The organism is Pseudoduganella sp. (genome assembly GCF_041914865.1).
Taxonomy (GTDB): domain Bacteria; phylum Pseudomonadota; class Gammaproteobacteria; order Burkholderiales; family Burkholderiaceae_D; genus Rugamonas.
This window is the reverse complement of record NZ_JAYSCO010000043.1, coordinates 1-24,949: the sequence shown is the minus strand read 5'-3', so window position 1 is coordinate 24,949 and position 24,949 is coordinate 1. Positions and strand designations below refer to the sequence as shown.

Sequence of the window (24,949 nt, the reverse complement as noted above, 5' to 3'; positions counted from 1 at the left end):
CAGCCGGCAACGCACCGCCGCCGTGCCGCCTCCAAAACGGCAAGCAGTGCGGGCGCTGCCGGCGCCCTCCTCCACCCGTACTGGATCAGCGTTGTTCGCTGGCCAGGCGGGTCTCCAGGCGTTTACGGCCTGCCGCGGCGATGGCGCGGCAGGCGCCGTTATCGACATAGGCCGCATTGCCCTCTTGCGCCGCACGCTGCTGGCGGCCCCACATATCGTTCACTTCGGGGTGCGCCGCGATGGCGATGTCGCACGACAGCTTCTCGACCACCTCGAAGCTGCCGCGCAGGGCCGCCACCACTTCCGGATGGTCGGTGAAGCGGTAGCTGTCGGCCGATACAGCGGTCAGGCTGTCCGCAAACACCACGTTCCTGCACTTGCCCGCCTCGCACGACTGCCAGGTCCATGTGGTGCCGCCCTCGGTATGGCCCGGCGTGCTGTGCGCCGTCACGGCCAGCGGGCCAAGCTTGACCACTTCACCGTCGGCCACCGCGCGCACCTTGGCCGAACCGGCGAAGTTGGACAGGGAACCGAACTGCGGGTCGCTCCTGGGCGACACGCCGGTGCGCAGCGTCTCCACATTCGCTGCGCCGGCCAGCACGGTAGCGCCGGTCAGTTTCTGCAAGGCCGAAATGCCGCCTGCGTGGTCCTCATGCGAATGGGTGCTGAGGATGTATTTCACATCTTTCAGCTTGAAGCCCAGCGTGCGGATATTCGCCGCCACCACGTCCGCGCCCTTGGCCGTAGTGCCATCGACCAGGATATGGCCCTTGGGCGAGGTGACCAGCACCGCGCTGATGCCGCCGGTGCCGACGTAGTGCGTGTTGCCGTAGATGGTGAACGGCTGCTGCGGCGAGCTCCAGTCGCGCTCCTGCGCGCTGGCGACGGTCGCGAAAGCGGCCAGGATAAGGGATGCGATAACCTTCATTTTTCTCCTTCAGGGGTGATATACAGGCCGGAGTGCATTTGCGACCCACGGTCGCCACGCCGGTAGCTGCGGTAAAAGGGTTCGCCGGCCGCATCGCGCCTGCAGCAGGTGCAGCCGCCGACATGTTCAATCTCCTGCACGCCAGCCGCGCGCAGCTGCTGCCCGGCGATGGCGCGCAGGTCCAGGTGGCGGAAGCGCGGCACCGCCGCCGGCCCGAAACTGGCGGCAAATGCATCCGCCAACTCTTCGCTCACTTCATAGCAATCGACGCAGATCGTCGGCCCCACCGCCGCCACCAGGGTGGATGCCGCTGGGCCCATGGCAGCGATGGCGGCCGGGATGATGCGGTCCTGCAGGCCGCGCCAGCCGGCGTGGACCGCGCCCACCTGGCTGCCGTCGCGCCGCGCCAGCAGCAGCGGCACGCAGTCGGCGGTGATGATGCTGACCGGGATGCCGGCTGCCCGGGTGTGGAAGCCGTCGGCATCGCCGACCTCCTGCTGCGCGTCGGTGATGGCGGCAACGCGGGTGCCATGCACCTGGCGCTTGGCCGGGCGGCGGGGCCAGACCGGCGCCAGTGCCGCCGGCACCAGTTCGGCGGCGCTGCCGAAGGCGTGGCGGATGCCGGGGATGCTGCTCAATAACTGCGATGTGACCATGTTAGCCTTTATGTGACATTTGTCGCAAGCATAGCGAAAAAAAACGGCGGCTGCAAGCGCAGCACGCCGTTAAGGGCTAACCAATGCCGGTTAGTTCCAGTCGCCGCCCAGGGAGCGGATCAGCGCCACCGTGGTCACGGCGCGGTCGCCGCGCAGCTGCACGGCGCTGCGTTCGACCGCGGCCAGGTTGCGCTGGGCGTCCAGCAGGTCCAGGTAGCTGGAGCGGCCGGCGTCGTACAGCTTCTGCGCCAGGTCGGCCGAGCGGCGCGCCGAAACCAGCGCGTCGTCGATCTGGGCGGTCTGGCCGCCCAGGATGCGCAGGCCGGCCAGGTTGTCTTCCACTTCGGCGAAGGCGCTCAGCACCGTCTGGCGGTAGCCGGCCACCGATTCTTCCAGCGCGGCTTCGCTGCGGCTGATGTTGGCGCTATTGCGGCCGCCGTCGATCAGCGGCATCGACAGCAAGGCGCCCAGTACCCAGGAGCGGCTGCTCCACTTGAACACGTCGCTGAAGTGGCCGGAGGCGCCGCCGCCGTTGGCGGTGATGTTCAGCGCCGGGAACATGGCGGAGCGGGCCACGCCGATGCGGGCATTCGACGCTTCCATCGCTTTCTGTGCGGCGGCGATGTCGGGGCGGCGCTCCAGCAGTGCCGACGGCAGGCCGCTAGGGATCGCCGGCAGCAGGGCCGAATCGAGCAGCGGGCTGTTGCCGGCCGTGTAGGCGGCGGCCGGCTTGCCCAGCAAAACGGCCAGCGCGTGCTCGGTGGTGGCGCGGCGGCGCTGCAGGCCGATCGCCTCGGCGCGGGTGGTGGCCAGCTCGGTCCTGGCGCGCGAGAGATCGAACTCGCCAATGTCGCCCAGGTCGAAGCGACGCTGGTTGACCTTGACGCTCTCTTCGCGCAAACGGACCGTCTGCTCCACAGTCGCCAGTTCGGCGTCCGTGGCGCGCAGGCGGAAATAGGTCTGGGCGACGTCGGCTTGCAGCGACAGCAGGACGGAGCGGTAGTTCGCTTCCACCTGCGCGGCGTCGCCGCGCGCTGCCGCCACATTGCTCGATACGCGGCCGAACAGGTCCACCTCGTAGCTCGCCGTCAGGTTCGCGTTGTAAGTGGTCTGCGGCGCGATATCGGTGCCGGCCGGCACGCCCATCGACAGTGCCGAGGCGCGCGCGCGCTGGGCGCCCACGCCGACGCCGACCTGCGGGATGCGGTCCGCTTCGGCGATGCCGGCGATGGCGCGTGCCTGCTTGACGCGGGCGGCCGCCACGGCCAGGTTGGCGTTGTTGCGGGTAGCTTCGTTGACCAGCTCATTCAGGGCCGGGTCGTTGAAGGCCAGCCACCATTCGCCGCGCGGCTGGCGCTCGGCGTTCTGGGCTTGCTTCCAGCGCGTGCCATCGGCGGCCGTCACCACCTGGCCTTCCTTGAAGGCGACCGGGGTGTCGAGCTGCGGCTGCTTGAATTCAGGGGCGGCGCAGGCGCTCAGCAGCAGTGCCGCCAGCAGCGGCGCCACGCCGCGTGCAATCATGTTTTTCATTAGTGGGTCCCTTCCAGTTGCGGGGCGTTGTCGGCCACCGGGGATTTCTTCTCAAGACGCTTGGCCAGGGTGCGCAGCAGGACGTAGAACACTGGCGTCAGGAACAGGCCGAAGAAGGTCACGCCCAGCATGCCGGCGAACACCGCCACACCCATTGCATGACGCATTTCGGAACCCGCGCCGACCGAGAACACCAGCGGCACCACACCCATGATGAAGGCGATGGACGTCATCAGGATCGGGCGCAGACGCAGGCGGCAAGCTTCCAGCGCGGCTTCCAGGATGGTGCGGCCATGGTCTTCCAGCTCGCGCGCAAACTCCACGATCAGGATCGCGTTCTTGGACGCCAGCCCGACCAGCACAAAGAGCGCGATCTGCGTGAACACATTGTTGTCGCCGCCGGTCAGCTTCACGCCCACCAGTGCGCACAGGATGGACATCGGCACGATCAGGATCACGGCCAGCGGCAGGGTCCAGCTTTCGTACTGGGCAGCCAGCACCAGGAACACCAGCAGCACGCACAGCGGGAACACGTAGATCATGGTGTTACCGGCCAGGATTTCCTGGTAGGTCAGCTCGGTCCATTCGTAGCCCATGCCCTTCGGCAGGTTGGCCTTGACGATTTCTTCCAGCGCGGCCTGGGCCTGGCCGGAGGAGAAGCCTGGCGCCGGGGCGCCGTTGATCTCGGCCGAGACGTAGGCGTTGTAGCGCTCCACGCGGTCCGGGCCATAGCTGTCCTTGACGCGCATCAGGGACGACAGCGGGATCATCTCGCCTTTGCTGTTGCGTACTTTCAGCTGGGCGATCTGCTCGGCCTGCGAACGGAACGGGGCGTCAGCCTGCACACGCACCTGGTAGGTGCGGCCGAACTGGTTGAAGTCGTTCACGTACAGCGAACCAAGGTTGATCTGCAAGGTCTGGTAGATGGTCTGCAGCGGCACGCCCAGTTGCTTGGCCTTGGCGCGGTCGACATCCGCGAACAGCTGCGGCACGTTGATCTGGAAGCTGGAGAACACACCGGCCAGGCGCTTGTCCTGCCAGGCCTTCATCTGGATCGCCTGGATGGTTTTATACAGCTCGTCGTAGCCGGCGTTGTTGCGGTCTTCGATCATCATCTTGAAGCCGCCGGTGGTGCCCAGGCCGTTGACTGGCGGCGGCGGGAACACCATCACGAACGCGTCCTGCACGGCGCCCATGCGCTTGTTGATTTCCGCGGCAATCGCCTCGCCCGATTGGGACGGGTCGGTTCGCTCGTGGAACGGCTTCAGCGTGGTGAACACGATACCGGCGTTCGGCGCATTGGTGAAGCCGTTGATCGACAGGCCCGGGAAGGCAACCGAGGCGTCCACGCCAGGGATTTCCTTGGCGATGTCGGACATCTTGCGGATCACCTGGTCGGTGCGTTCCAGCGATGCGGCATCAGGCAGCTGGGCGAAGCCCACCAGGTATTGCTTGTCCTGGGCCGGAACGAAGCCGTTCGGCACCACTTTGAACATCACGCCGGCTGCGGCGGCCAGCACCAGGTACACCACGATGGAGGCGGATTTGCGCTTCAGCACGCCTTGCACGCCGCTTTCGTAGCTGTGCGATGCGCGGTTGAAGAAGCGGTTGAACCAGGCGAAGAAGCGGCCGAACAGCTTGTCCATCACGCGGGTCAGCGCGTCCTTCGGTGCGTCATGCGGGCGCAGCAGCGTTGCCGACAGGGCCGGGGCCAGGGTCAGCGAGCAGAAGGCCGAGATGACGGTCGAAATGGCGATGGTCAGCGCAAACTGGCGGTAGAACTGGCCGGTCAGGCCGGACACGAAGGCGATCGGCACGAACACGGCGCACAGCACCAGGGCAATCGCGATGATCGGGCCGGACACTTCCTTCATGGCCTGGATGGTCGCGTCGCGCGCCGACAGGCCGTTGGCGATATTACGCTCGACGTTTTCCACCACCACGATCGCATCGTCCACCACGATACCGATAGCCAGCACGAGGCCGAACAGCGACAGCGTGTTGATCGAGAAGCCGAAGCCGATCATCACCGCAAAGGTACCGACGATCGACACCGGCACCGCCAGCAGCGGGATGATCGAGGCGCGCCAGGTCTGCAGGAAGATGATCACCACCAGCACCACCAGGGCCACCGCTTCCAGCAGGGTGTGGATCACGGACTTGATCGATTCGCGCACGAACTGGGTCGGGTCATACACGATGTCGTAGGCCACGCCTTCCGGGAAGTCCTTCTTCAGCTCTTCCATCTTGGCGCGCACGTTGGCCGACAGTTCCAGCGCATTGCTGTTCGGCGCTTCGAAAATACCGATACCGACCGCTGACTTGTTGTTCAGCAGGGAGCGCAGCGAGTAGCTGTTGGAGCCCATTTCAATACGGGCCACGTCTTTCAGGCGGGTCAGCGCGCCATCTTCATTGGTCTTGATGATGATGTCGCCGAATTCCTCGACGGTGCTGAGGCGGCCCTGGGTGTTCACGGTCAGCTGGAAGTCAGCCGCCTTGGACGGCGCCGCGCCGATCACGCCCGCTGCCACCTGCACGTTCTGTTCGCGGATCGCATCGACCACGTCGGACGCGGTCATGTTGCGGCCGGCGACCTTTTGCGGGTCGAGCCAGATACGCATGGCGTAGTCGCCGGCGCCGAAGATCTGCACGTCGCCCATGCCTGGAATACGGGCCAGCTGGTCTTTCACGTTCAGAACGCCGTAGTTGCGCAGGTACAGGTCGTCGTAGCGGCCGTTCGGCGACAGCAGGTGCACCACCATGGTCAGGTTGGGCGAAGACTTCACCGTGGTCACGCCGATCTGGCGCACTTCTTCCGGCAGGCGTGGCAAGGCGCGCTGCACGCGGTTCTGCACTGCGGTTTCAGCCTTGTCGACGTCGGTGCCGATCTTGAAGGTCACGGTCAGCATCAGCGCGCCATCGGAGGTGTTCTGCGAGGACATGTACAGCATGCCCTCGACACCGTTGATCTGCTCTTCGAGCGGCGCGGCGACGGTTTCCGCAATCACTTTCGGGTTCGCGCCCGGGTAGACGGCACGCACCACGACGGATGGCGGCACCACTTCCGGGTATTCGGAGACGGGCAGCTTGAAGATCGAGATCAAGCCCGCTACGAAGACGATGATCGATAGAACCGCCGCGAAGATCGGTTTATCGACAAAGAAGCGAGAGAAATTCATGGATTATTCCTTGGAAGTTTTGGCTTCGGTGGCGGCGACTTTCTGCGCGGCTGCCATCGGGTCAAACGTCATGTCGACCATTTCCGGCGTGATCGGCGCGCCGGGGCGCACGCGCTGCAGGCCGTTGACGACGATCTTCTCGCCTGGTTTCAGGCCGCTGCGCACCACGCGCAGGCCGTCCACATTCGGGCCCAGCACCACAGGGCGGTATTCGGCCTTGTTGCCGGCGCCGACCACGAACACGAACTTGCGGTCCTGGTCGGTGCCCACGGCGCGGTCGTTGATCAACAGGGTTTGCTGGGTGGCGGTGCCGCCGTCCAGCTGCACGCGGGCGAACAGGCCGGGCACCAGGGCGCGGTCCTTGTTGTCGAAGGTGGCGCGCATGCGTACGGAGCCGGTGCGGGTGTCGAGCTGGTTGTCGACGAACTCCAGCTTGCCCTCGTGCGGGAAGCCGCTCTCGTTGGCCAGGCCGACCTTCACGGTGACCGGCTGGCCTTTGTGGGCCTGGCCGCCGACGCGCAGGAAGGTGCTTTCGTCGCCGTCGAAGCTGGCGTAGATCTTGTCGATCGAGACCACGCTGGTCAGCACCGCGTTCGGGTCGACCAGGTTGCCCAGGGTGATCTCGGCCTTCGACACGCGGCCGTTGATCGGCGAGGTCACCTGGGTGTAGGACAGGTTCAGGCGCGCCGCTTCCGCAGCGGCAGCGGCGGCGCGGGCGCTGGCGTCCAGCTCTTTCAGTGCCGAGGCGCGTTCGTCGAACTCGCGCTGGGCGATGGCTTTATCGGCCAGCAGCTTTTCAGCGCGGGCCAGTTCCAGCTTGGCCAGGTCGGCTTTGGCGCGCGCCGAGTTGGCGGCGGCATCGGCGCGGCTGGCTTCGGCCTGGAACGGACGCGGATCGATCACGAACAGCACGTCGCCCTTTTTCACTTCGCTGCCGGGCTTGAAGTTCACCGCCGTGATGAAGCCGCTCACGCGCGGACGGATTTCCACGCGGTCGATGGCTTCGATGCGGCCGGAGAACTCCTGGGTTTCCGCCACGGATTTCTGCACCACGACCGCTGCCGAAACCGGCGGGCCGCCGGCGGCGGGCGCCTGGCTTTCGGCCGGCTTGCTGTTGGCGTTGCAGCCAGACAGGATGGCAGCCGCCAGCCCGCCCATGGCCAAAGCGGCAACCAGCGGTCGCACAAGAGTGGTCATTCGATTCGTCTTTTTCATTTCTTAACCTCTTGGGGGTGAAAATTCGTTGGAAAATTTTGGCAAAAAGGAGCCCCTGTGCCTCGCAGGCACTTTTTTTCTGATACTTCTGTTGTATGGAAACGGCGTTACGCTGCGGGGGTTTCCGACCCGTCGATAGCGCTGATAAAGCTGGCCATCTCTTTTAGCGCAAAGCCCCTGCACGCGCATTCATTCCTGGCTCCCGGCTCCTGCAGTGGGGCCGGTGGCATGCGTCTGACTGTAGTTTTGACTCCGCAGGCGATCAGTTTCGCCCCGTATTGTTCTGCTTCATCCCGTAGCGGGTCGTCCTCGGCCGACAGGATCAGGGCCGGCGGCAAATTCTTCAAACGGCTCGATTGCAGCGGCGAGGCGTACGGGTGGGCGCGGTCGGCCGCATTCGGCAGGTAGCCACGGTAAGCCTGGGCGCAGGTATCGGCCAGCTTCATCTGGTCCGGACAGTTGGGCAAATCGCGCATGGAACAGGTGGACAGGCCCGGATCGAGCATCGGCATGATCAGGATCTGGCCCGCGAGCGCCGGACCGCCACGGTCGCGCGCCATCAGCGCGGAAACGGCGGCCAGGTTGGCGCCGGCCTCGATGCCGGCGGTCAGCAGCTGCTTGCCGCTCCAGGCCAGCTTGGCCTTGTTCTTCTTGGTCCAGGCCAGCACCGCGTGCGCATCCTCCACGGCCGCCGGGAACGGGCTGACCGGGGCCAGGGTGTAATTGGTGGCCAGGATCACGTGGCCCGGGTTGCACGTTACCAGGTGGCGCAGGAATTCGTCCGCCTCCTCCAGGTCGCCGGCCACGAAGCCGCCACCGTGGAAGAAAACGATCAGGGCGTCGCGCTTAGCGGACGAATTCCCGGCCAGGTAGAGGCGTGCAGCCAGCGGGCCTTGCGCCCCTTGCACTTCCAGTTCGCGGATTTTCAGCTCCGCCGGCGCCTGTGCGGTCATTTACCCGCCTCCGCCCCGGCCGAAGCCAGCATGGCGCTGGCCGGTGCCGTCGCAGCGCCAAAGCCAACCTGCGCGCCCAGCGCGAATTCGTCGGTATGCAGGACGCCTGCCAGGGCGATGGCGCCCAGCGCCAGCGAAACCATTGCAAAGAATCCATCTCGGTTACTCATGATTGCTCCTTTCCTGTGAAACTAAAGCCACTGTAAACATTCCCATCGCGGGAGGGTCAAGCGCTTTTTTATGCTGCAATACGGTAATAATAAACTTCCACTAGAATAAGAAAAATACACTAATGTTGAATTGATTGTTCAGAATCCCGAACAATGAGGTGGAACTGATGAATAAGCTCCAAGCAATGGAAGTCTTTGTCCAGGTGGTCGACGCCGGCGGCTTCACGCGCGCGTCCGAAAACCTGCAGCTGCCCAAGGCCACTGTCTCCACCCTGGTGGCCAGCCTGGAAACGGCGCTGTCGGTCAAGCTGCTGCACCGGACCACGCGCCAGGTATCCGTCACGGCGGACGGCGCGGCCTACTATGAAAGGTGCCTGCGCATCCTGGCCGACGTGAAGGATGCCGAGGAATCGCTGTCGCGCAGCCGCCTGAGCCCGAGCGGCCGGCTGCGGGTCGATGCGCCGACCGGACTGTCGGCCGAACTGCTGGTGCCGGCCCTGCCCTCCTTCTTCGAGCAGTACCCGGATATCCAGCTGGAACTCGGTTGCAGCGACCGCATCATCGATTTGATCGAGGAAGGCGTCGATTGTGCAGTGCGGGGCGGCCAATTGGGCGATTCCAGCCTGATCGCGCGCCGCGTCGGCATGCTCAATTTCGTCACCTGCGCGGCGCCCTCCTACCTGGAACGCTACGGCACGCCGACCCACCCGCGCGACCTGGAGCGGCACCGCTGCATCAATTACTTCTCGTCCAAGTCCGGCCGCGTCTATCCCTGGGATTACACGCGCAACGGTGAACGCATCGAAATGACCCTGCCCGGCCGCATTGCACTGAACGATTCCAACGCCTACCTCCAGGCCGGGCTGGCGGGGCTGGGCATCATCATGATGACGGACGTGCAGCTGGCCAGCCATGGCAGCGAGGGCCGCCTGGTGCGCGTGCTGGAGGACTGGGTCACCGACCCGCTGCCGATCCACGTGGTCTACCCGCAGAACCGCCACCTGTCGGCCAAGGTGCGCGTATTCGTCGAATGGGTGGCGGACCTGATGGCCGGCCAGCCGCAAATGCGGCTGCGGCCACTGGCCGCGCCCGTCCCCCTGGAGCTGACAGCATGAGCGAACGTATCGTCTTCCTGGACCGCGACAGCATCATCGCCGACATCCGGCGCCCCGCCTTTGCGCATGAATGGGCCGAGTATCCGGCTTCCACGGCGGCCGAAGCGGTCGAGCGCCTGCAAGGGGCTACCATCGCCATCAGCAACAAGGTGCCGTTGCGCGCCGATACGCTGGCGGCGCTGCCGGCGCTGAAGCTGATCGCGGTGGCCGCCACCGGCACCGACAATGTGGACCTGGCGGCGGCGCGCGAGCGCGGCATCGTGGTCTCCAATATCCGCGGCTATGCGCATGCCGCCGTGCCGGAGCATACCTTTGCCCTGATCCTGGCGCTGCGCCGCCAGTTGCTGGCCTACCGCGCCGATATCGAGGCCGGGCTGTGGGAACAGTCGCCGCGCTTCTGCCTGTTCCACCACCCGATCCGCGACCTGCACGGCAGCACGCTTGGCCTGCTGGGCTACGGCGCGCTGGGGCAGCAGGTGGCCCACCTGGGGCGCGCCTTCGGCATGGAGGTGGTGGTGCACACGCGCACGCCAACCGACGATCCAGGCGTGCGCAACGTCGGCTGGGACGAGCTGCTGGCGACGTCGGACGTACTTAGCCTGCACGCGCCGCTGACGGACGCCACCCGCAATATCATCGGCGCGGCCGAACTGGCGCGTATGAAGCCAAGCAGCATCCTGGTCAACACGGCGCGCGGCGGCCTGGTGGACGAAGCGGCGCTGGCCGATGCCCTGCAGCGCGGCGTGATTGCCGGCGCGGGCTTCGATGTGCTGTCGAAGGAACCGCCGCTGCCGGACAATCCGCTGCTGCGCCTGCGCCTGCCGAATTTCCTGCTGACGCCGCACTCGGCCTGGGCCAGCGGGCAGGCCATGCAGGGCCTCGCCGACCAGCTGATCGACAATATCGAAGCCTTCGTCGCCGGCCGCCCGGCCAACCGGGTCGCATGAAGCGCCTGCGCTACAAGGCCGGGCTGGGAGCCTACCTCGCCATCGCCTTCTGCGCTCTGGCGATCATCATGGCCGCCGTACTGGCGGAGGTGATTGCGCGCACCGCCAGCAGCCAGGTCAAAGAGGATATCGGCAGCGCATTGGCCGACCTGGCGCAGCAGACGTCCGATAAGCTGGACCGCGATATGTTCGAACGCTACCGCGAAGTGCAGCTACTGGCGCAGCGGCCGGACATGGGCGCCGCCGCCAGCACCGCCGCGCGCCGCAACACGCTGGAACAACACCAGCGCAGCTACCCGCACTACGCCTGGATCGGCCTGACCGAGCGCGATGGCAAGGTCGTCGCCGCCACCCAAGGCATGCTGGAAGGCGCCAACGTTGGCGAACGGCCGTGGCACCGCAACGCACTCGCCGGCGTGCACGTCGGCGACGTGCACGAAGCGGTGCTGCTGGCCAAGCTGCTGCCCGCGCCCGGCCCCGAGCCGCTGCGCTTCGTCGACCTGGCCTTCCCCCTGGCCGACGGCAGCGGCGTGCTCGGCGCGCACCTATCCTGGCAATGGGCGCGCGAACTTGAACGTTCGGTCCTGGCCCCCGCCAGCGCGCGCCGGCAGGTGGAAGCCATCATCATCGACAAACAAGGCAAGGTCCTGCTCGGCCCACCCGGCCTGCTCGGAAAGACCCTTCCCCCCACTGGCCGCGCCCCCGGCTCCACCGCCCTTGACCCGGCAGGCGCAGGAAGCGGCGCGGCTTCGCCCGTGCGCAAGGCCGCGTCACCAGGCAGCGGCGGCAATCCTGCCGCGAGCGGCCCGGCACAGGCGGGATATCTGGTCGAGCGCTGGCCGGACGGCAGCGACTACCTGACCGGCTACGCCCGCACACGCGGCCACGGCCCCTACCCCGGCCTGGGCTGGACCGTGCTGGTACGCCAGAGCGTGGACACGGCCTGGGCGCCGGTACGCGCCATGCAGCACCGCGCCTGGGGCCTGGGCGTGCTGATGGCCGTGCTGTTCTCGCTGTGCGCCTATCCGCTCGCGCGCCGCATCGCGCGTCCGCTGCGCGAGCTGGCCGACGCCGCCGACCGCATCCGCCACGGCGAAGCAGCCACCCTGCCCCAGCTGGCGCCCTACGGCGAGATCCAGGCCCTGAGCCGCACGCTGAACGCGCTGGTAGCCAACCTGGAAGGCCGCGTCGCCGCCCGCACCACCCAGCTGCGCGACGCCATGCAGCGCATCGCCGCCATCATCGACAGCGCGCAGGACGCCTTCATCGCCATCGACCCGGACGGCCACATTACCGACTGGAACCCGGCCGCCGAACGCATGTTCGGCTGGAGCCGCGAAGAAGCGCTGGGCCAAAGCTATATCGAACTGCTGGTACCGCAGCGCTTCCAGGCGCAGCAACTGGACGCACTGGCCGCCGCGCGCGGCAGCGACGCCGCCGCCTTCGGCCACCGTCTGCAGCGCACCCTGATCCGGCGCGACGGCGAAGAACTGGTGGTAGAAGCCACCATCAGCCGCCCCGCCAACGCCATGTTCAGCGCCTTCCTGCACGATATCTCCGAGCGCCGCCAGGTGGAGGAAATGAAGAACGAGTTCATCGCCACCGTCTCGCACGAGCTGCGCACGCCGATGACCTCCATCCGCGCCTCGCTCTCCATGCTGGCCGACGGCGGCGCTGGCGAACTGCCGCAGGACGTGCAGCTGCTGGTGAACATCGCCTACCAGAGCAGCGAACGGCTGGTGCGCCTGGTGAACGACGTGCTCGATATTGAGAAGATCGAGGCGGGCCGCATGGACTTCCGCCACAACGAACTGGACGTAGGCCCGCTGCTGGACGACGCGCTGGACGCCGTACGCGGCAGCGCCTCGCAGCGCCCGGTGGAGCTGGCACGCGAAGGCGATGCCGCCGGACTGCGCGTGCGCGGCGACCATGACCGCCTGGTGCAGGTGCTGGTCAACCTGCTGTCGAACGCCATCAAGTACTCACCGCAATACAACTGCGTCACCCTCGCCTGCGCCGCCACACCGGACGGCGTACGCCTGTCGGTCAGCGACAACGGCAGCGGCATCCCGGAAGCGTTCCGCCCCCGCGTATTCGAAAAATTCGCCCAGGCCGACAGCTCCGACACGCGCCTGAAAGGCGGCACCGGCCTGGGCCTGGCGATCTGCCGCGCCATCGTCGAACAGCACGGCGGCAAGATCGGCTTCGAGACAGAGGAAGGCGCAGGCACCACCTTCCACGTCACGCTGCCGGCGCTGGCTAATGGGTAAGGGCTCGCGTGCATGCTACCAAGGGACTCAGGTTCCAAAAGTGCTGTGCGACACGCAGCGTACGAAGGTTCCGGGTCGGCGACTTCAAGCGCCTTGGCATACAGCTCGCCATCTATGGGCGGCTGCCGCACTCGGCCAAAAGTGGACTGCCGCAGGACCAATAAGTCATACCAGTTAGTTCCAAATTTCTTTAGATTTTCCGATGACAGCAATAATTGACCTCTCACCATGCGAATACTTCCCAGTACCAAGCGAGAATTTGGTCGCCGTGGGATGGCTTTCCAAAGAGTCCGATTTCGAGCTTCAAAGCGTGGATTGGGCTTTTTTTGAAAAACTTACGTCTTTGTTCAAGGAGCCATGGCAACCAGTGGCCTCAGCCGGTTGGCACACTTGCGGCTTATGCCAATTCAATTCTCCTCGATTTCATTCCAACGTCTTCATTCCGTACGACGGCCGCATTTTTGTCGCCCCAGAAGGGATTCTTCACTATATTGCTGCGCATTGGTACAAACCGCCGGACATATTTATAAGAGCGGTGATGAATTGTCCGGCGATGAATTCAATGGAGTACAAGAAGGCATTGTTAGCCAACGGAGGCCGAAACCTAGTACAAGCGGTGGCGTCACAGAACTTCCGGGGCCCTATGCATCTTTCTCCCGAGTCAATCGACAAAATTCGCGCGCTTGGCCTTGACGTTAGTTCTGAACCTCAATTTGGCCCGAATCATTCATCGTTCCCCAACGGATACGTAGTCATCAAGCCCACCAGCACGCCTGGCAATCATGTTCCCGGCTGGGAGGGGTGGTTCAAGGACCATCGAGGCGTCGAGACTGTTACAGATGCTCCAGGTGTCTATGTCTGGTACAAGGACGCCGCTTGGCGATATTCAGTCTTAAATTACGTACCGGGTCCCGGGCCTGGCGACTTTCAAAGAAGCACCACAAATGAGGTGGAGCTCCTTCGTAAGATTGAAGAGTATTTCTTTTCGCCGAATGCGGATTTTGAAGCGTTGAAATTAGCCAAGACCTGATATCAACATACAGTTCGCTACGGCTTACGGCCAGAAGCAGCCACTCAACAATTGCGAGACCGCTAATGGAAGTAACTATCCCGAGTGAATACGTGCAGTACGTGCGCGAAAATGGCTGCTTTGGGGGATTCACCACGGATGACGCAGAGCCAGGCTACGTTGAACTCTGGGAGTTAGAGGCGATCCCAGAGAATAACCACGACATTGATATTTCGAAATACGCTGCTGGCTTCATTGCGTTTGCGGCCAACGGTGGAGGCGAGGTCTTGGCATTTGACTTCACAGGTGCGGTTTGCATGTTGGCGCTAATCGGAGTGGACGTTGACTGTGCGATATTTGTCGCAAATGATTTTCAATCGTTAGCAAAGCGATTTGTTCGGTAACGGCCACAAGCGGACCTTTGTAGCGAGGCGGGTTGCGCAACCATCATGACAAAAAGACGACAATTGGGCCGACAAGCGTCGCTATAATTTTTCGCTACATGGACTCCTGCCGACCGATCCTCATGCCGCGCATCTTATTCCTCGCCTTACTTGCCGCTCCTGCAGTCGTATTGTCTGGTTGCGCCAGCCTGCCCGCCGCAGAAATGAGTCTCCCCGCATCTATTGCCGCAGAAAGCGCAGAAACCCTGCAGGGCCTTGGAGGGGGACGGAGCGGCAGTTTCTCGTTGCCTCCGGAGACCGGCACCTTCAGCCGCGGACGCGATCGCGTCGACCTGTTCTCTGTGGTGAACTGGAGCAGCGCCTCGACGCGCTATTCGCTCGTGCTCGCGGATGGCAGTCGCACCGAAGCGGCCTGCAGCGGCAAGGCGGTCGAGGCGACATGGAAGGCCATAGCAGCCAACGCAAAACCGTTCTCGTTCGACTGCGAATGGCGTGGGTCGCGAAGCGCGCAGCTGAAGATGAACGCTCCCGTTGCCAGCCTGACGATGAAAGCTGAGCGTAGCGGTCAATTCTCGATGGCGGGGACCACGCTCGAAGTGCAATCGGTCCATGAGGTGCGAGGCTCGTCGCTGCCGCTCGAGGCACCAATCGGGTACGTATTCAAACATGACGGGAAAGCGGTGGGCGCCATCGAACTCAATGGCCTAACGCCGCGCCTGTGGCGTCCAGCGTCCGGCAATGCATTGCGCGAACCGGTCACCTTGGCCGCGCTTGCGCTCGCGTTGTTGTGGGATCCCGCTACTTAATCGCCTTCATGGGGCGTGCTCCCTTGCGCTGAGTTCTGGATAAGCATCGGCTTGGTATGATCGAGCTGACAGTCCGCGATTCAGGCCCTTGCCCCCTGCTATGCCGAGCTAGACGGCCGGGTTCGGCCGTTCCCAGCCTTAGGCGAGCGCGTGCTTTGGGGGGACGAAATACGTGACGGAGCGTTTCTCGAACTATCAGAACTCACCGATGGGTGAGAGACGTAATGGCTGAGGCATTCTTCTAGGATGTGCTTGGCTACGTCATCTTTAACGCGTCGTATGGAAATACCGTACCAGCTAACGATGTGGTTATACGATGCCGTACTTAAGGGAGAGTGGCCACTCGATGAGTGTAAAACCTTGAGTACATTTAAGAATCGGCTATTCGTGGGCGTCGTCACTTGGCGATGTGCACACCATCATTTACAGTTCTGCTCGTATGATAAAGGATTAGATATTTATGCTCGGTGCGTTTTTAAAAACCTACTTGCGACATGCTGCGGCATATATTGGAATTTTTTGTGGACTGGCACTCTTGGTGAACCTCGTTATTGGACCATTTATAGCGTTGATTCAATTTGGAGCAATCGTGTTTCCTTCCAGCGGCGAGATCCTGCGTGCTTTGAAAGGGGCTATTTCAGTTGCTCTTGTTATCGCTTTCGGTATGACGTTCGTCAGTTTACGAGTTTCGAAGTAAAACGCTCTACCCGTAAAAACCTTATCAAGTTTGTGCCCGGTTCTCGTGTCAGGTTAGACGACATGCGACCAAAAGCTGACAGTGAATTAGATGAGTCCGGATACAGCGAACGAATTAGGGGAACGGCTGAGGCAGCAGTTGAACATGGCTTTTCAAAGAGATATGAAGCCGGCTACAAACTGCAGCACACTCCAGCAAATCATCCAGCCGGCAAGCTTCGGCCAACAGCAACGAAGGCACATGCAGAGTTGACAACGCTGTCCACCCGAGGAAACCAACTCGCAAAGGCTGGAAGGCATCGAGAAGCAATTACGATTTACTGAGCATGTGACCTGTTGCCTGATCCGAAGCAGAATTGAAATGCAGCGTTGGTCCTTCAAGAAGTATCGTGAGTCATGCGATGCGCGGCTATCAGCGCTGGACTCGCGAGCACGCGCGACCAAGTGCTACCATACTCAATGTCACCTCTGGGAAAGCATTTGAAAGATGGAAAAGGATAACGTCAGTATCCCGGAATCTCATGAGGAAGTCGGCGCTGCCACTGGGTATGAGATCAAACACTATCCTCCGCCCTTGTTCGAGATTTTCAGGCCAGCTACGCCATTGTTCGTCATCGGCGCTATAGCCGTTGGGGCTTGTTTGTGCATTGATCGTTCAGATTACCCCAAGGTTTTTGCCTTGGCAGTCTTCGCAGTGTTTGTCGCAGTCCCAGCCGCTATGATTGCTGCGTATGTCTGCGCAACGAACATTCTCTGCCCTAAGTGCAAACGCAAATGTCAATCGTCTTATCTACCCAACGGAAATCAAACCGCCATATGCACTCATTGCAAGACGGAATGGGATACGGGATTAGGCAGCGATTAGTTCTCTAAACAAGAGCCACCATCCGCAACGGAGTGGAAGCGGCCGCCCCGCGCGGCTTCACCGCCACCAGCGTCGTCGCCTTGACTTCGACCTTTCCTCCGATCCTCTCGCGCACCTGCTGGAATTCCCACTCATTCTTTTGACAAGCGCCGGTGGCAAACGGCTAAATGGCGTCAAGTTTTCCTTCAAAGGTTAGCTACGCTAATGCAGCAAAAACTGCGGATGCGACGATAATCGAAGCGCCCATGATTCGGGCTAGCGTGCCCTGGACTCCGGCTGGAGTACCGCCGCGAGCAACCCAAGATAGCTGCGCGAAGACCAGGCCATGCAAGCCGACACCAATAAATGCACCCGTAAACACGCGGCCAAGCTGCGGCACAGGCGACGAGGACGGTATCGCCAACAAGGCGATTACGCCCGCTATCGCGCCGATACTCATGAATAATGTTTGTCTCATAAAAGTTAAGTATGCCTGGATTGAACTGCGCACGTACTACGCCGGGGACAAAGCCGCCTCCCGGGCTGGCATGCGGACGAAGTGCGCTGGCCTAAAGATCGCGCTGCCAGGTCGCCTTGCGCGTCATCACGCCCCATTTGGCTTCGCCGCCGCGTGCCCATTTGTACAGTCCGACCAGGCGCCACCAGCTGTTCAATTGGCGATAGCCGAAATTCTCGACCACCACTACCGCCGCTAACGTCAGGATCTGGCTGGCGCGTGGGTAGAGGTGGAAGGAAATTTCCTCCAGCAGCAGGCCGAAGGCCGACAGCAGGATGCCCAGCCCGATCGCCACGAACAGGAAGATGGCGAACGATTCCCACGACACCCAGCCCTGCCACCAGGCCACGGCCATGAAGGCGTAGCCGAACAGCTCCACCACGGGCCCCAGCCATTCGAACAGGATGAAGAATGGCAAAGCCACCCAGCCCACCACGCCGCCATGGCGGCTGAATACCAGGCCCCAGTTGGCGGCGATGGATTCCGACAGGCCGCGCTGCCAGCGGATGCGCTGGTTGCGCAGCACCTTGCGGTCTTCCGGTGCTTCGGTCCAGCACACCGGGTCGGGCACGAACTCGATCTTGTAGGGGATGCCGCGCACGCGCAGCTTGCGGTGCATGCGCACCACCAGCTCCATATCCTCGCCAATCGCTTTCGGGTTGTAGCCGCCCACCGCGACCACGATGTCCTTGCGGAACAGGCCAAAGGCGCCGGAGATGATCAGCATGCCGTTGATGACCGACCAGCCCAGGCGTCCGAACATGAAGGCGCGCAGGTACTCGACCACCTGGAACAGGGCCCAGGGGTTGCGCGGCATGCCGACGCGGGTGAGGAAACCGCCGCGCACCTCGCAGCCGTTGGCAATGCGTACCGTGCCGCCGCTGGCTACCATCAATGGGTCGCGCAGGAAGGGGCGCACCAGGCGCTGCAGGCTGTCGCGCTGAAGGATAGAGTCGGCGTCGACGCAGCAGAACAGCGGATAGCGGGCGGCGTTGACGCCGGCGTTGGTGGAGTCGGCTTTCCCGCCGTTGACCTTGTCGATCACGCGCAGATTGGGGAAGCGCGTCGAGCGGTAAATGGCGCGCACCGGCTTGGTCTCGAGCTGGATGCGGTAGGCCTCGGGGAACGGCACCAGCGCGAATTCATCGATCAGCACTTGCAGCGTGCGGTCGCTGGAGCCGTCGTTCACCACAATCACTTCCATCTCGGAGTACGAGAGCTGCAGCATGGAGCGTACCGAGGTGGCGATAGTCGCCTCTTCGTTGAAGGCTGGCACCAGTATGCTGATCGGCGGTTCCAGCGCCGAGTACACCTGCGGCAGGTCGTCCAATACCGCCTCTTGCGAACGGCGGCGCAGCGCGAACATGGCGAGGAAGTTCAGCATCAGGTAGCCGCCGTTCAGCAGCACGAAATACACCAGCACGCAGATCGTGACGACTTGGACCACCTGTGGATCGGGCGTCATGCAACCTCCGCTTCGGCCTGGGCGATCATGTCGGCGGCATAGCGGTCGCCGGCATTGCGTAATTCATTCAATTCATCCTCCGACAAGAAAGGCAGCGCCAGCAGGGCCTGGGCGGCGCGGTAGCGCACCCACCACTGCGGGTCGGACAGCATGGCGCGCAGGCGCGCCACGTCCTCACGGTCGCCCAGCTCGCCCAGTGCGCGCACAGCCTGCACGCGGATGCGCCAGTCCTCGCTGGCCAGGTGGCCGCGTACATCTTCCAGTACGCCGGGCAGGCGCGCCAGGCGCAGCGCGGCCAGCACCACTTCCGGATCACTGCTGCCCAGGTAGCCGCGCAGCTGCAGCAGCGGCAGCTCCATGCGCAGCGCCGCCATCAGGCGCAGGGCCTGCGGCAGGTCTTGCGGCGCCAGGCGCACCAGCGCGTCGGCCAGCACCGGCTGCCATTCGGCGCGCGCGTTCTGCAGGATATTCGCCAGCTGCGACAGCGGCCAGTCGTCGCGCCGCAGCAGCAAGGGCGCCATTTCCTGCGCCGCGCGTGCGGCATCGGTCTGCACCAGCGCCCACAGCGCGTGCACCGAAGACGCGCTGTCTTCGGCATGGGCGGCGCGCGCCAGCGCGGACCACGACGCCTTGTCGCGCATATGGCCCAGGGCCAGCACGGCCAGCAGGCGCTCGGCGCGGTTGCCGCGCGCCAGCAGCGCCCTCACCTTCTCGTCGCAGCCCAGGCGGCGCGCAATGGCGTTCAGGCCTTCGCTGGCCTCGCCGCGCACGGCCTGCTGCAAGTGCAACCATAATTTGATGAACAGCAGGCTGTCGCCTGGCGCCAGCTCGGGCAGGTTGCCGACCGGCTCGCCGGCAATCGATGCATTCAGCAGCGGGCGCCATTTCAGCGTCAGCTGCTGTTCGCGGCGCTGCAGGCGGCGCATGGACGCGCGCAGCCAGATAATCTGCAGGCCGACCAGGGCCGTCAGCGCCAGGGCGCCGACGCCGGTCCAGAAGGCCACCAGCAGGTAGATATCAGTAGGAAGCCTGTAGTCCAAGGTTGATCCCGTTGCGCGTGTAGAAGTCACCCTGGCGGGTGTGGCCCAATGCAACCGTGACGGCCCAGCGCTGGTCCAGCCAGTGGCGCCCGGTCAGGGCCGCCGAGCGCACGCTGGTGAGGCGCGTGATGCCGCCGATATTGGCCGCTTCCTTACCGGCCGCCAGCGACAGGCCCACAGCATTGCGCTCTCCGTAGTAATAGCTGGCGCGCAGTTCGCCGCTGTGCGCGGTGGCGCCGAGGGCGCGCGCGGCGCGCCAGGCGCCGGCGACGCTGTAATTGCCGACGTAGCGCTCCAGCATCAGCAGGCTTTGGTTGACGTGGGCGTCGTTGTAGCTGCTGCTGCGGCCACCGCCGTGCACCAGCCAGCCTTTGGCGAACTCGTATTGCAAGGTGGCGCCCAGCGCGTGGCGCGCCAGGATCTGGTGGTCGCCGCTGGCCGTGCCGTCGATGGAGGCGGTCAGGCGCTCCGACAGCGGCAGGTCGGCGTTGGCGCTGAACTGGGTTTCGTGGAGGCCGAAGCGCTCGATGCGCGTGGCGCCCAGGCCGAAGCCGGAGCGCGGCGCCAGCTGGTGGCGCAGGAATAGCGTGCTTTCATGCCAGTCGGCGCGCGGGCCGCTCAGATTGTCGATGCCGTGGCTGATGCCGACGGTGGTCTCGGCGGCGCGCGCCGGCGCGGTGCCGGCCAGCAGTGCGAGCGCGGCGAGTCCCGCCACGGCGCGCGGTGTGGCGGCCTTCATGCTTGCTCCTTCAGGTGGCGGCGCACGCGCGCCAACAGTTCATTGGGCTGGAATGGCTTGACCACATAGTCGTTGGCGCCCGCATCGAGGGCGCGCACGATGTCTTTTTCGGTATGCTTGGCGGTCAGCATGACGATCGGCACCTCCTGCCACCCGGCGCGGGCGCGGATGATGCGTACCAGCTCGAAGCCGTCGAGATAAGGAAGCATCACATCCAGCAGCACCAGCGACGGCGGGGTGCTGCTGCCCTCGACAGCCTGGCGCGCGGCCAGCCCGTCGGCGGCAAGGGTGGTCTGGTAGCCTTGCCGTTGCAGGATAAAAGTAAGGATTTGGCCGATATGTTCGTCGTCTTCTATGATCAGGATCGAGGTGTCGCTCATAAAGTCTCAGGTTCTATTGCGCATCGAATTCCGCGGCGGCCTTGGCCGACCACAGCGCCTCATTATAGGTCGCAAACGGGATATCGTAGCGCTCAACCGAACCGTCCTCGCCGATGAAGCAGGTCCACCAGCCGGCCGGATCGGGGACCAGGGCGATGTCGCGCGGCTTGCAGTGCTCATGAAGGTCGTCCCCTGCCTCCAGGGTGATGATGCGGGTCTTGCGGTGCCGGATCAGGGTGGCCATGGCGCATTCTCCTGTTGGGTGATGCAGCCATTGTAATCCGTTAGGCAGGCAACGGACACCATGCCGTTGCCATGTCAGCCTGCAGCATGGAGGACACCATCATGGACCCGATCAACACTCCACCACCCCTCAATCCAGGCGATGAAGCGGCGCCCGGCACGCCCGGCAGCGGCGAAGGCATCTGCCCCGTCTGCAGCGGCTGCGGCAAGACGCCGGACGGCAAATCCTGCCCCAACTGCGGCGGCAGCGGCCGCATTGTGGAAGGCATCGGCGGCGGCTAGTCCGGCTAACCGTCAGCCAGGCGCTGGCGCAGGAAGTCGATGAATAGGCGCGTGCGCGCCGGCAGGTGCCGCGTTTCGGTCAGCGCGTGCACCAGCACCGGCTCCATATGCCAGTCGCACAGCACGCGACGCAGGCGGCCGGCCTGCACTTCCTGCTTGACCATCAGCGGGTCGAGGGCGGAAATGCACAGGCCATTAGCCGCCAGCGACATGCTGAGCGAGGCGCTGTTGGTGGCGTAGCGCGCCTGCGCCAGCACTTCCACCGTCTCTTCGCCGCGGTACATCTTGTGCCAGATATCGGGCAGGCGGGCGGAGAACGAACGCCCGCACAGGGCATGCCGCACCAGGTCGCAGGCATGTTCCAGCGGCGGCATGCGTGCCAGGTAAGTCGGCGATGCGTACAGGTAGCGCGGCATCATGGCGATGCGGCGCACCACCAGGGTCGAGGGCGCGGTGGGCGCCGGCCCCATGCGGATGGCCACATCGAACGGTTCGGATTGCAGGTCGACCGCGCGCGTCGAGATATCGAAATCGAACTTGATGTCCGGGTACATGTCGGCGAACTCCTGCAGCACCGGCGTCAGGTAGCCGACGCCGAAGCTGGCCGTCATGGTCACGCGCAGGATGCCGGCCGGCTTTTCCGACCAGTCCAGCAGCGCTTCGTGGGCGCTCAGCGCTTCCTCGACAATGCCCTGGCAGCGCTTGAAGTAGGCTTCGCCGGCTTCGGTCAGTTCGACCTTGCGGGTGGAGCGGTGCAGCAGGCGCAGGCCGATGGTCTTTTCCAGTTCGGCGATATTGCGCGACAGCGTGGAATTCGACATGTCCAGCGCCTCGGCGGCGGCGCGGAAGCTCTTGCGCTTGGCCACTTCGACGAACAGGCGCATATGGTGCAGCACATCCATTCATTGCTCCATTTTTGGGATACTCAATTCAATTATAAGCATTTATCCCATTAATGAATCAGTACACAATGCGTCTACCTCGACCTTTAGCAGAAAGGATACGCAAATGGATAACTTCTACGATGAACTGTGCAAGCTGCTGGCCGGCCTGGTGTTCAGGGCAGGAGGATCTCCCGGCTGACCTGCTGGATGTCGCGCTTGCCGCAGAAGGCCATCGTGATATCGAGTTCGTTGCGGATGATCTCGAGGCAGCGCGTCACGCCTGCCTCGCCCAGCGCCCCCAGCCCGTACAGGAAGGGGCGCCCGATGTAGACGCCGCGCGCCCCCAGGGCCACCGCGCGCAGCACATCCTGGCCCGAGCGCACGCCGCCGTCCATATGGATTTCGATCTGCTTGCCGACCGCATCCACGATGGCGGGCAAGGCGGCGATGGAAGACGGTGCGCCATCCAGCTGGCGGCCACCGTGGTTGGAAACGATCAGTGCATCGGCGCCGGAACTGGCGGCCAGGCGCGCATCCTCGGCATCCATGATGCCCTTGATAATCAGCTTGCCGCCCCAGCGCTGCTTGATCCATTCCACGTCGCGCCAGGACAGGCCGGGGTCGAACTGCTGGCTGGTCCAGGACGACAGCGAAGACATGTCGGACACCGATTTCGCATGCCCGACGATGTTGCCGAAACTGCGGCGCGGCGTGCCCAGCATGCCCAGGCACCAGCGCGGCTTGGTGGCCATGTTCAGGATGTTGGCCAGGGTCAGGCGCGGCGGCGCCGACAGGCCGTTGCGCAGATCCTTGTGGCGCTGGCCCAGCACCTGCAGGTCCAGCGTCAGCACCAGCGCCGAGCAGCGCGCGGCCTTGGCGCGTTCGATCAGGCGCTCGATGAAATCGCGGTCCTTCATCACATACAGCTGGAACCAGAACGGCTTGCTCGTGTGCGCCGCCACGTCTTCGATCGAGCAGATGCTCATGGTCGACAGCGTGAACGGGATGCCGAACTTTTCCGCCGCGCGCGCGGCCAGGATTTCGCCGTCGGCATGCTGCATGCCGGTCAGCCCGGTGGGGGCGATCGCCACCGGCATCGCTACTTCCTGCCCGGCCATGGTGCTGCGCAGCGTGCGGTTGTTCATGTCGACCGCCACGCGCTGGCGGAACTTCAGCTTGCCGAAGTCCTCTTCGTTGGCGCGGTAGGTGGACTCGGTCCAGGAGCCGGAGTCGGCATAGTCATAGAACATGCGCGGCACGCGGCGCTGGGCCAGGCGGCGCAGGTCTTCGATGCAGGTGATGAGTGTCATTCCTGCATATTAACGCAGGAATTGCGCCACGGCAGCGATCATGGCCGCGCTGATCACGGATTGCACGGTGATGATGCCAAGGGCAAGCGCAAGCAACTCTTTCCGCAATTCGGCCTTCAGCACCAGTAAATCGGACTTGCTTGCGACCTGCTTGAACTCCGACACCAGGAGCTGCTCCATACGGCTCATGCGCTCCTCGAGGCGGCCGATGCGCTCTTCCAGGTGGGCGATGCGCTCCGTCAGCGTGTCGATGCGCGCCTCAAGCCGCACGAATTCAGCCTTCAGTGCGTCTATTTGCAGCTGCACATTGGCGATATCGGCCTTGCTCGCCAGGTGCTCCCGCATGTCGTGACGAACCTCGGCGATCTTGACGAACAAATCGTCGACTTTGGTCTCGAGCATTGCGATCCGCACTTCCATGCTGTCATCTTTGGACATGGCCAATTCTCCGTCAAGCAAGCACAGGTACGATTCTGCGCTGGCGACGGGGGTGCGGTGTTGAGGCAGGTCAGCGGCGCGGCTGGATGTCCTTGTAGAACCAGTCGTCCAGCATCTGCTTTTCGTGGCTGTACATATCGCTGCCGTAGCGGTTGACGGTCATCATGTAGCTGGGATTGGAGAGCTGGCGCTCGCCGCTGCCGATCACGCGGCCGTCCTGTTCGATGCTGTAGCGGAAATGCAGGCGCGGCCAGTCGGCCTGGCCTTTCAGCACGCGGATATTTTGCACCGCGACGCGCGGGAATTCTTCGCCAGCCAGGTCGATGTCGATGAAATCGACTTTCAAGTCCTGTCCGGCCGGCAGCTTGGCGGCCAGTTGGGCCAGGTGATCGCGGAAATGGTATTCCATATTCTCGCGGTCGCGAAAATTATGCGGGACGTCGGTCATCTTGCCGGGATCGGCAAAGGTCACGGTGGCGGCGGTGGCGAGGATCAGGGTAATCATGGCTAAAGTATAGCCCTCCCCGGCGCCCGCTGCAGAAAAGGAAAAAGGGTCCAGACCTTCCGGTATGGACCCTTTTTGTTTGGCGCGGCTGGCAGGAATCGAACCCACGACCCCTTGGTTCGTAGCCAAGTACTCTATCCAGCTGAGCTACAGCCGCAAAACTTACATCAACCACCGCCCGACGGCGATGGGTACTACTGAAATTCTGGCGCGGCTGGCAGGAATCGAACCCACGACCCCTTGGTTCGTAGCCAAGTACTCTATCCAGCTGAGCTACAGCCGCAAAAACTTCATTATAACAGTCAGTTATGAAAACCCACAACTTCCTGCTTATCCCCTCACTCGACAGTGCGGGGCACAACACTTACTAAATTCTGGCGCGGCTGGCAGGAATCGAACCCACGACCCCTTGGTTCGTAGCCAA

General features: G+C 63.6%; 24 protein-coding genes and 2 tRNA genes. 8 read left to right on the top strand and 18 right to left on the bottom strand.

Annotation, left to right across the window (positions count from 1 at the left end; translation table 11 throughout):
* Window positions 1-85 precede the first annotated feature (85 nt).
* From blaSMB to ACE3TQ_RS18630, 7 genes are all read right to left on the bottom strand, one after another.
* Window positions 86-928, bottom strand: a complete 843-nt coding sequence (blaSMB, locus tag ACE3TQ_RS18660) for an SMB-1 family subclass B3 metallo-beta-lactamase (RefSeq protein ID WP_374583792.1) — start codon at window positions 926-928, stop codon at window positions 86-88.
* Complete coding sequence (locus ACE3TQ_RS18655; RefSeq protein ID WP_374583791.1) at window positions 925-1,584, bottom strand: polyphenol oxidase family protein; 660 nt, start codon at window positions 1,582-1,584, stop codon at window positions 925-927. Before ACE3TQ_RS18655 ends, blaSMB begins: the two co-directional genes overlap by 4 nt.
* A gap of 90 nt (window positions 1,585-1,674) precedes the next feature.
* Complete coding sequence (locus ACE3TQ_RS18650; protein WP_374583790.1) at window positions 1,675-3,114, bottom strand: efflux transporter outer membrane subunit; 1,440 nt, start codon at window positions 3,112-3,114, stop codon at window positions 1,675-1,677.
* Window positions 3,114-6,293, bottom strand: coding sequence for an efflux RND transporter permease subunit (locus tag ACE3TQ_RS18645; protein ID WP_374583789.1), 3,180 nt, complete (start codon window positions 6,291-6,293; stop codon window positions 3,114-3,116). Before ACE3TQ_RS18645 ends, ACE3TQ_RS18650 begins: the two co-directional genes overlap by 1 nt.
* A 3-nt stretch (window positions 6,294-6,296) precedes the next feature.
* Complete coding sequence (locus ACE3TQ_RS18640) at window positions 6,297-7,490, bottom strand: efflux RND transporter periplasmic adaptor subunit (RefSeq protein WP_374583788.1); 1,194 nt, start codon at window positions 7,488-7,490, stop codon at window positions 6,297-6,299.
* Between the two features lie 125 nt (window positions 7,491-7,615).
* Window positions 7,616-8,461, bottom strand: a complete 846-nt coding sequence (locus ACE3TQ_RS18635; protein WP_374583787.1) for an alpha/beta hydrolase — start codon at window positions 8,459-8,461, stop codon at window positions 7,616-7,618.
* Window positions 8,458-8,631, bottom strand: a complete 174-nt coding sequence (locus ACE3TQ_RS18630; protein ID WP_374583786.1) for a hypothetical protein — start codon at window positions 8,629-8,631, stop codon at window positions 8,458-8,460. Before ACE3TQ_RS18630 ends, ACE3TQ_RS18635 begins: the two co-directional genes overlap by 4 nt.
* A gap of 167 nt (window positions 8,632-8,798) precedes the next feature.
* Here ACE3TQ_RS18630 and ACE3TQ_RS18625 point away from each other — a divergent pair, with 167 nt between their 5' ends.
* From ACE3TQ_RS18625 to ACE3TQ_RS18595, 7 genes are all read left to right on the top strand, one after another.
* The gene (locus tag ACE3TQ_RS18625; protein ID WP_374583785.1) at window positions 8,799-9,746 is read left to right on the top strand and encodes a LysR substrate-binding domain-containing protein; all 948 of its coding nucleotides are present in this window, start codon (window positions 8,799-8,801) and stop codon (window positions 9,744-9,746) included.
* Window positions 9,743-10,693: a D-2-hydroxyacid dehydrogenase gene (locus ACE3TQ_RS18620; RefSeq protein WP_374583784.1), complete on the top strand. Its 951-nt coding sequence runs from the start codon at window positions 9,743-9,745 to the stop codon at window positions 10,691-10,693. The genes ACE3TQ_RS18625 and ACE3TQ_RS18620 overlap by 4 nt, the downstream gene beginning before the upstream one ends.
* Complete coding sequence (locus tag ACE3TQ_RS18615; RefSeq protein ID WP_374583783.1) at window positions 10,690-12,963, top strand: ATP-binding protein; 2,274 nt, start codon at window positions 10,690-10,692, stop codon at window positions 12,961-12,963. The genes ACE3TQ_RS18620 and ACE3TQ_RS18615 overlap by 4 nt, the downstream gene beginning before the upstream one ends.
* A gap of 202 nt (window positions 12,964-13,165) precedes the next feature.
* Window positions 13,166-13,993 carry a hypothetical protein gene (locus ACE3TQ_RS18610; protein WP_374583782.1) on the top strand — a complete coding sequence of 276 codons (828 nt, stop codon included), beginning with the start codon at window positions 13,166-13,168 and terminating at the stop codon, window positions 13,991-13,993.
* A 65-nt stretch (window positions 13,994-14,058) separates the two neighbouring features.
* Window positions 14,059-14,376, top strand: coding sequence for an SMI1/KNR4 family protein (locus ACE3TQ_RS18605; protein WP_374583781.1), 318 nt, complete (start codon window positions 14,059-14,061; stop codon window positions 14,374-14,376).
* 203 nt (window positions 14,377-14,579) lie between these two features.
* Window positions 14,580-15,182 (top strand): hypothetical protein, encoded by a 603-nt coding sequence (locus tag ACE3TQ_RS18600; protein WP_374583780.1) that lies wholly within the window; start codon window positions 14,580-14,582, stop codon window positions 15,180-15,182.
* A 460-nt stretch (window positions 15,183-15,642) separates the two neighbouring features.
* Window positions 15,643-15,879, top strand: a complete 237-nt coding sequence (locus ACE3TQ_RS18595; protein WP_374583779.1) for a hypothetical protein — start codon at window positions 15,643-15,645, stop codon at window positions 15,877-15,879.
* A gap of 1,412 nt (window positions 15,880-17,291) precedes the next feature.
* Here the strand turns inward: ACE3TQ_RS18595 and ACE3TQ_RS18590 are convergent.
* From ACE3TQ_RS18590 to ACE3TQ_RS18570, 5 genes are read right to left on the bottom strand one after another with little or no spacing between them, the layout of a single operon-like run.
* The gene (locus ACE3TQ_RS18590) at window positions 17,292-18,704 is read right to left on the bottom strand and encodes a glycosyltransferase family 2 protein (protein ID WP_374583778.1); all 1,413 of its coding nucleotides are present in this window, start codon (window positions 18,702-18,704) and stop codon (window positions 17,292-17,294) included.
* On the bottom strand, window positions 18,701-19,744 hold the full coding sequence (locus ACE3TQ_RS18585) for a HEAT repeat domain-containing protein (protein WP_374583777.1): 1,044 nt from the start codon (window positions 19,742-19,744) through the stop codon (window positions 18,701-18,703). The genes ACE3TQ_RS18590 and ACE3TQ_RS18585 overlap by 4 nt, the downstream gene beginning before the upstream one ends.
* On the bottom strand, window positions 19,722-20,483 hold the full coding sequence (locus tag ACE3TQ_RS18580) for a YaiO family outer membrane beta-barrel protein (RefSeq protein WP_374583776.1): 762 nt from the start codon (window positions 20,481-20,483) through the stop codon (window positions 19,722-19,724). Before ACE3TQ_RS18580 ends, ACE3TQ_RS18585 begins: the two co-directional genes overlap by 23 nt.
* Entirely contained in the window at window positions 20,480-20,863 is a 384-nt protein-coding gene (locus ACE3TQ_RS18575) for a response regulator transcription factor (protein ID WP_374583775.1), read from the bottom strand. Before ACE3TQ_RS18575 ends, ACE3TQ_RS18580 begins: the two co-directional genes overlap by 4 nt.
* Window positions 20,864-20,876: 13 nt before the next feature.
* A complete protein-coding gene (locus ACE3TQ_RS18570) occupies window positions 20,877-21,107 on the bottom strand; it encodes a hypothetical protein (RefSeq protein ID WP_374583774.1) in 231 nt (76 codons plus the stop codon).
* A 71-nt stretch (window positions 21,108-21,178) separates the two neighbouring features.
* Between ACE3TQ_RS18570 and ACE3TQ_RS18565 the strand changes: the two genes are divergently transcribed.
* The gene (locus ACE3TQ_RS18565) at window positions 21,179-21,388 is read left to right on the top strand and encodes a hypothetical protein (RefSeq protein ID WP_374583773.1); all 210 of its coding nucleotides are present in this window, start codon (window positions 21,179-21,181) and stop codon (window positions 21,386-21,388) included.
* Window positions 21,389-21,393: 5 nt separating this feature from the next.
* Here ACE3TQ_RS18565 and ACE3TQ_RS18560 read toward each other — a convergent pair whose 3' ends face one another.
* The 6 genes from ACE3TQ_RS18560 to ACE3TQ_RS18535 all read right to left on the bottom strand — a co-directional run bounded on the left by ACE3TQ_RS18560 (window position 21,394) and on the right by ACE3TQ_RS18535 (window position 24,808).
* Window positions 21,394-22,290 carry a LysR family transcriptional regulator gene (locus ACE3TQ_RS18560; protein WP_374583772.1) on the bottom strand — a complete coding sequence of 299 codons (897 nt, stop codon included), beginning with the start codon at window positions 22,288-22,290 and terminating at the stop codon, window positions 21,394-21,396.
* Between the two features lie 155 nt (window positions 22,291-22,445).
* On the bottom strand, window positions 22,446-23,582 hold the full coding sequence (locus tag ACE3TQ_RS18555; protein WP_374583771.1) for an L-lactate dehydrogenase: 1,137 nt from the start codon (window positions 23,580-23,582) through the stop codon (window positions 22,446-22,448).
* A 9-nt stretch (window positions 23,583-23,591) separates the two neighbouring features.
* Complete coding sequence (locus tag ACE3TQ_RS18550) at window positions 23,592-24,020, bottom strand: hypothetical protein (protein WP_374583770.1); 429 nt, start codon at window positions 24,018-24,020, stop codon at window positions 23,592-23,594.
* A 70-nt stretch (window positions 24,021-24,090) separates the two neighbouring features.
* Window positions 24,091-24,525 carry a DUF3016 domain-containing protein gene (locus ACE3TQ_RS18545; RefSeq protein WP_374583769.1) on the bottom strand — a complete coding sequence of 145 codons (435 nt, stop codon included), beginning with the start codon at window positions 24,523-24,525 and terminating at the stop codon, window positions 24,091-24,093.
* 80 nt (window positions 24,526-24,605) lie between these two features.
* Window positions 24,606-24,682 (bottom strand) — tRNA-Arg (locus tag ACE3TQ_RS18540).
* Between the two features lie 49 nt (window positions 24,683-24,731).
* A tRNA-Arg gene (locus ACE3TQ_RS18535) sits at window positions 24,732-24,808 on the bottom strand.
* Between the last annotated feature and the right edge of the window lie 141 nt (window positions 24,809-24,949).

Bases quoted from the DNA above. Each gene is read 5' to 3' on its own strand.
- blaSMB (WP_374583792.1), bottom strand. From the start codon at position 928: ATGAAGGTTATCGCATCCCTTATCCTGGCCGCTTTCGCGACCGTCGCC.
- ACE3TQ_RS18655 (WP_374583791.1), bottom strand. From the start codon at position 1,584: ATGGTCACATCGCAGTTATTGAGCAGCATCCCCGGCATCCGCCACGCC.
- ACE3TQ_RS18650 (WP_374583790.1), bottom strand. From the start codon at position 3,114: ATGAAAAACATGATTGCACGCGGCGTGGCGCCGCTGCTGGCGGCACTG.
- ACE3TQ_RS18645 (WP_374583789.1), bottom strand. From the start codon at position 6,293: ATGAATTTCTCTCGCTTCTTTGTCGATAAACCGATCTTCGCGGCGGTT.
- ACE3TQ_RS18640 (WP_374583788.1), bottom strand. From the start codon at position 7,490: ATGACCACTCTTGTGCGACCGCTGGTTGCCGCTTTGGCCATGGGCGGG.
- ACE3TQ_RS18635 (WP_374583787.1), bottom strand. From the start codon at position 8,461: ATGACCGCACAGGCGCCGGCGGAGCTGAAAATCCGCGAACTGGAAGTG.
- ACE3TQ_RS18630 (WP_374583786.1), bottom strand. From the start codon at position 8,631: ATGAGTAACCGAGATGGATTCTTTGCAATGGTTTCGCTGGCGCTGGGC.
- ACE3TQ_RS18625 (WP_374583785.1), top strand. From the start codon at position 8,799: ATGAATAAGCTCCAAGCAATGGAAGTCTTTGTCCAGGTGGTCGACGCC.
- ACE3TQ_RS18620 (WP_374583784.1), top strand. From the start codon at position 9,743: ATGAGCGAACGTATCGTCTTCCTGGACCGCGACAGCATCATCGCCGAC.
- ACE3TQ_RS18615 (WP_374583783.1), top strand. From the start codon at position 10,690: ATGAAGCGCCTGCGCTACAAGGCCGGGCTGGGAGCCTACCTCGCCATC.
- ACE3TQ_RS18610 (WP_374583782.1), top strand. From the start codon at position 13,166: ATGACAGCAATAATTGACCTCTCACCATGCGAATACTTCCCAGTACCA.
- ACE3TQ_RS18605 (WP_374583781.1), top strand. From the start codon at position 14,059: ATGGAAGTAACTATCCCGAGTGAATACGTGCAGTACGTGCGCGAAAAT.
- ACE3TQ_RS18600 (WP_374583780.1), top strand. From the start codon at position 14,580: ATGAGTCTCCCCGCATCTATTGCCGCAGAAAGCGCAGAAACCCTGCAG.
- ACE3TQ_RS18595 (WP_374583779.1), top strand. From the start codon at position 15,643: ATGCTCGGTGCGTTTTTAAAAACCTACTTGCGACATGCTGCGGCATAT.
- ACE3TQ_RS18590 (WP_374583778.1), bottom strand. From the start codon at position 18,704: ATGACGCCCGATCCACAGGTGGTCCAAGTCGTCACGATCTGCGTGCTG.
- ACE3TQ_RS18580 (WP_374583776.1), bottom strand. From the start codon at position 20,483: ATGAAGGCCGCCACACCGCGCGCCGTGGCGGGACTCGCCGCGCTCGCA.
- ACE3TQ_RS18575 (WP_374583775.1), bottom strand. From the start codon at position 20,863: ATGAGCGACACCTCGATCCTGATCATAGAAGACGACGAACATATCGGC.
- ACE3TQ_RS18570 (WP_374583774.1), bottom strand. From the start codon at position 21,107: ATGGCCACCCTGATCCGGCACCGCAAGACCCGCATCATCACCCTGGAG.
- ACE3TQ_RS18565 (WP_374583773.1), top strand. From the start codon at position 21,179: ATGTCAGCCTGCAGCATGGAGGACACCATCATGGACCCGATCAACACT.
- ACE3TQ_RS18560 (WP_374583772.1), bottom strand. From the start codon at position 22,290: ATGGATGTGCTGCACCATATGCGCCTGTTCGTCGAAGTGGCCAAGCGC.
- ACE3TQ_RS18555 (WP_374583771.1), bottom strand. From the start codon at position 23,582: ATGACACTCATCACCTGCATCGAAGACCTGCGCCGCCTGGCCCAGCGC.
- ACE3TQ_RS18550 (WP_374583770.1), bottom strand. From the start codon at position 24,020: ATGTCCAAAGATGACAGCATGGAAGTGCGGATCGCAATGCTCGAGACC.
- ACE3TQ_RS18545 (WP_374583769.1), bottom strand. From the start codon at position 24,525: ATGATTACCCTGATCCTCGCCACCGCCGCCACCGTGACCTTTGCCGAT.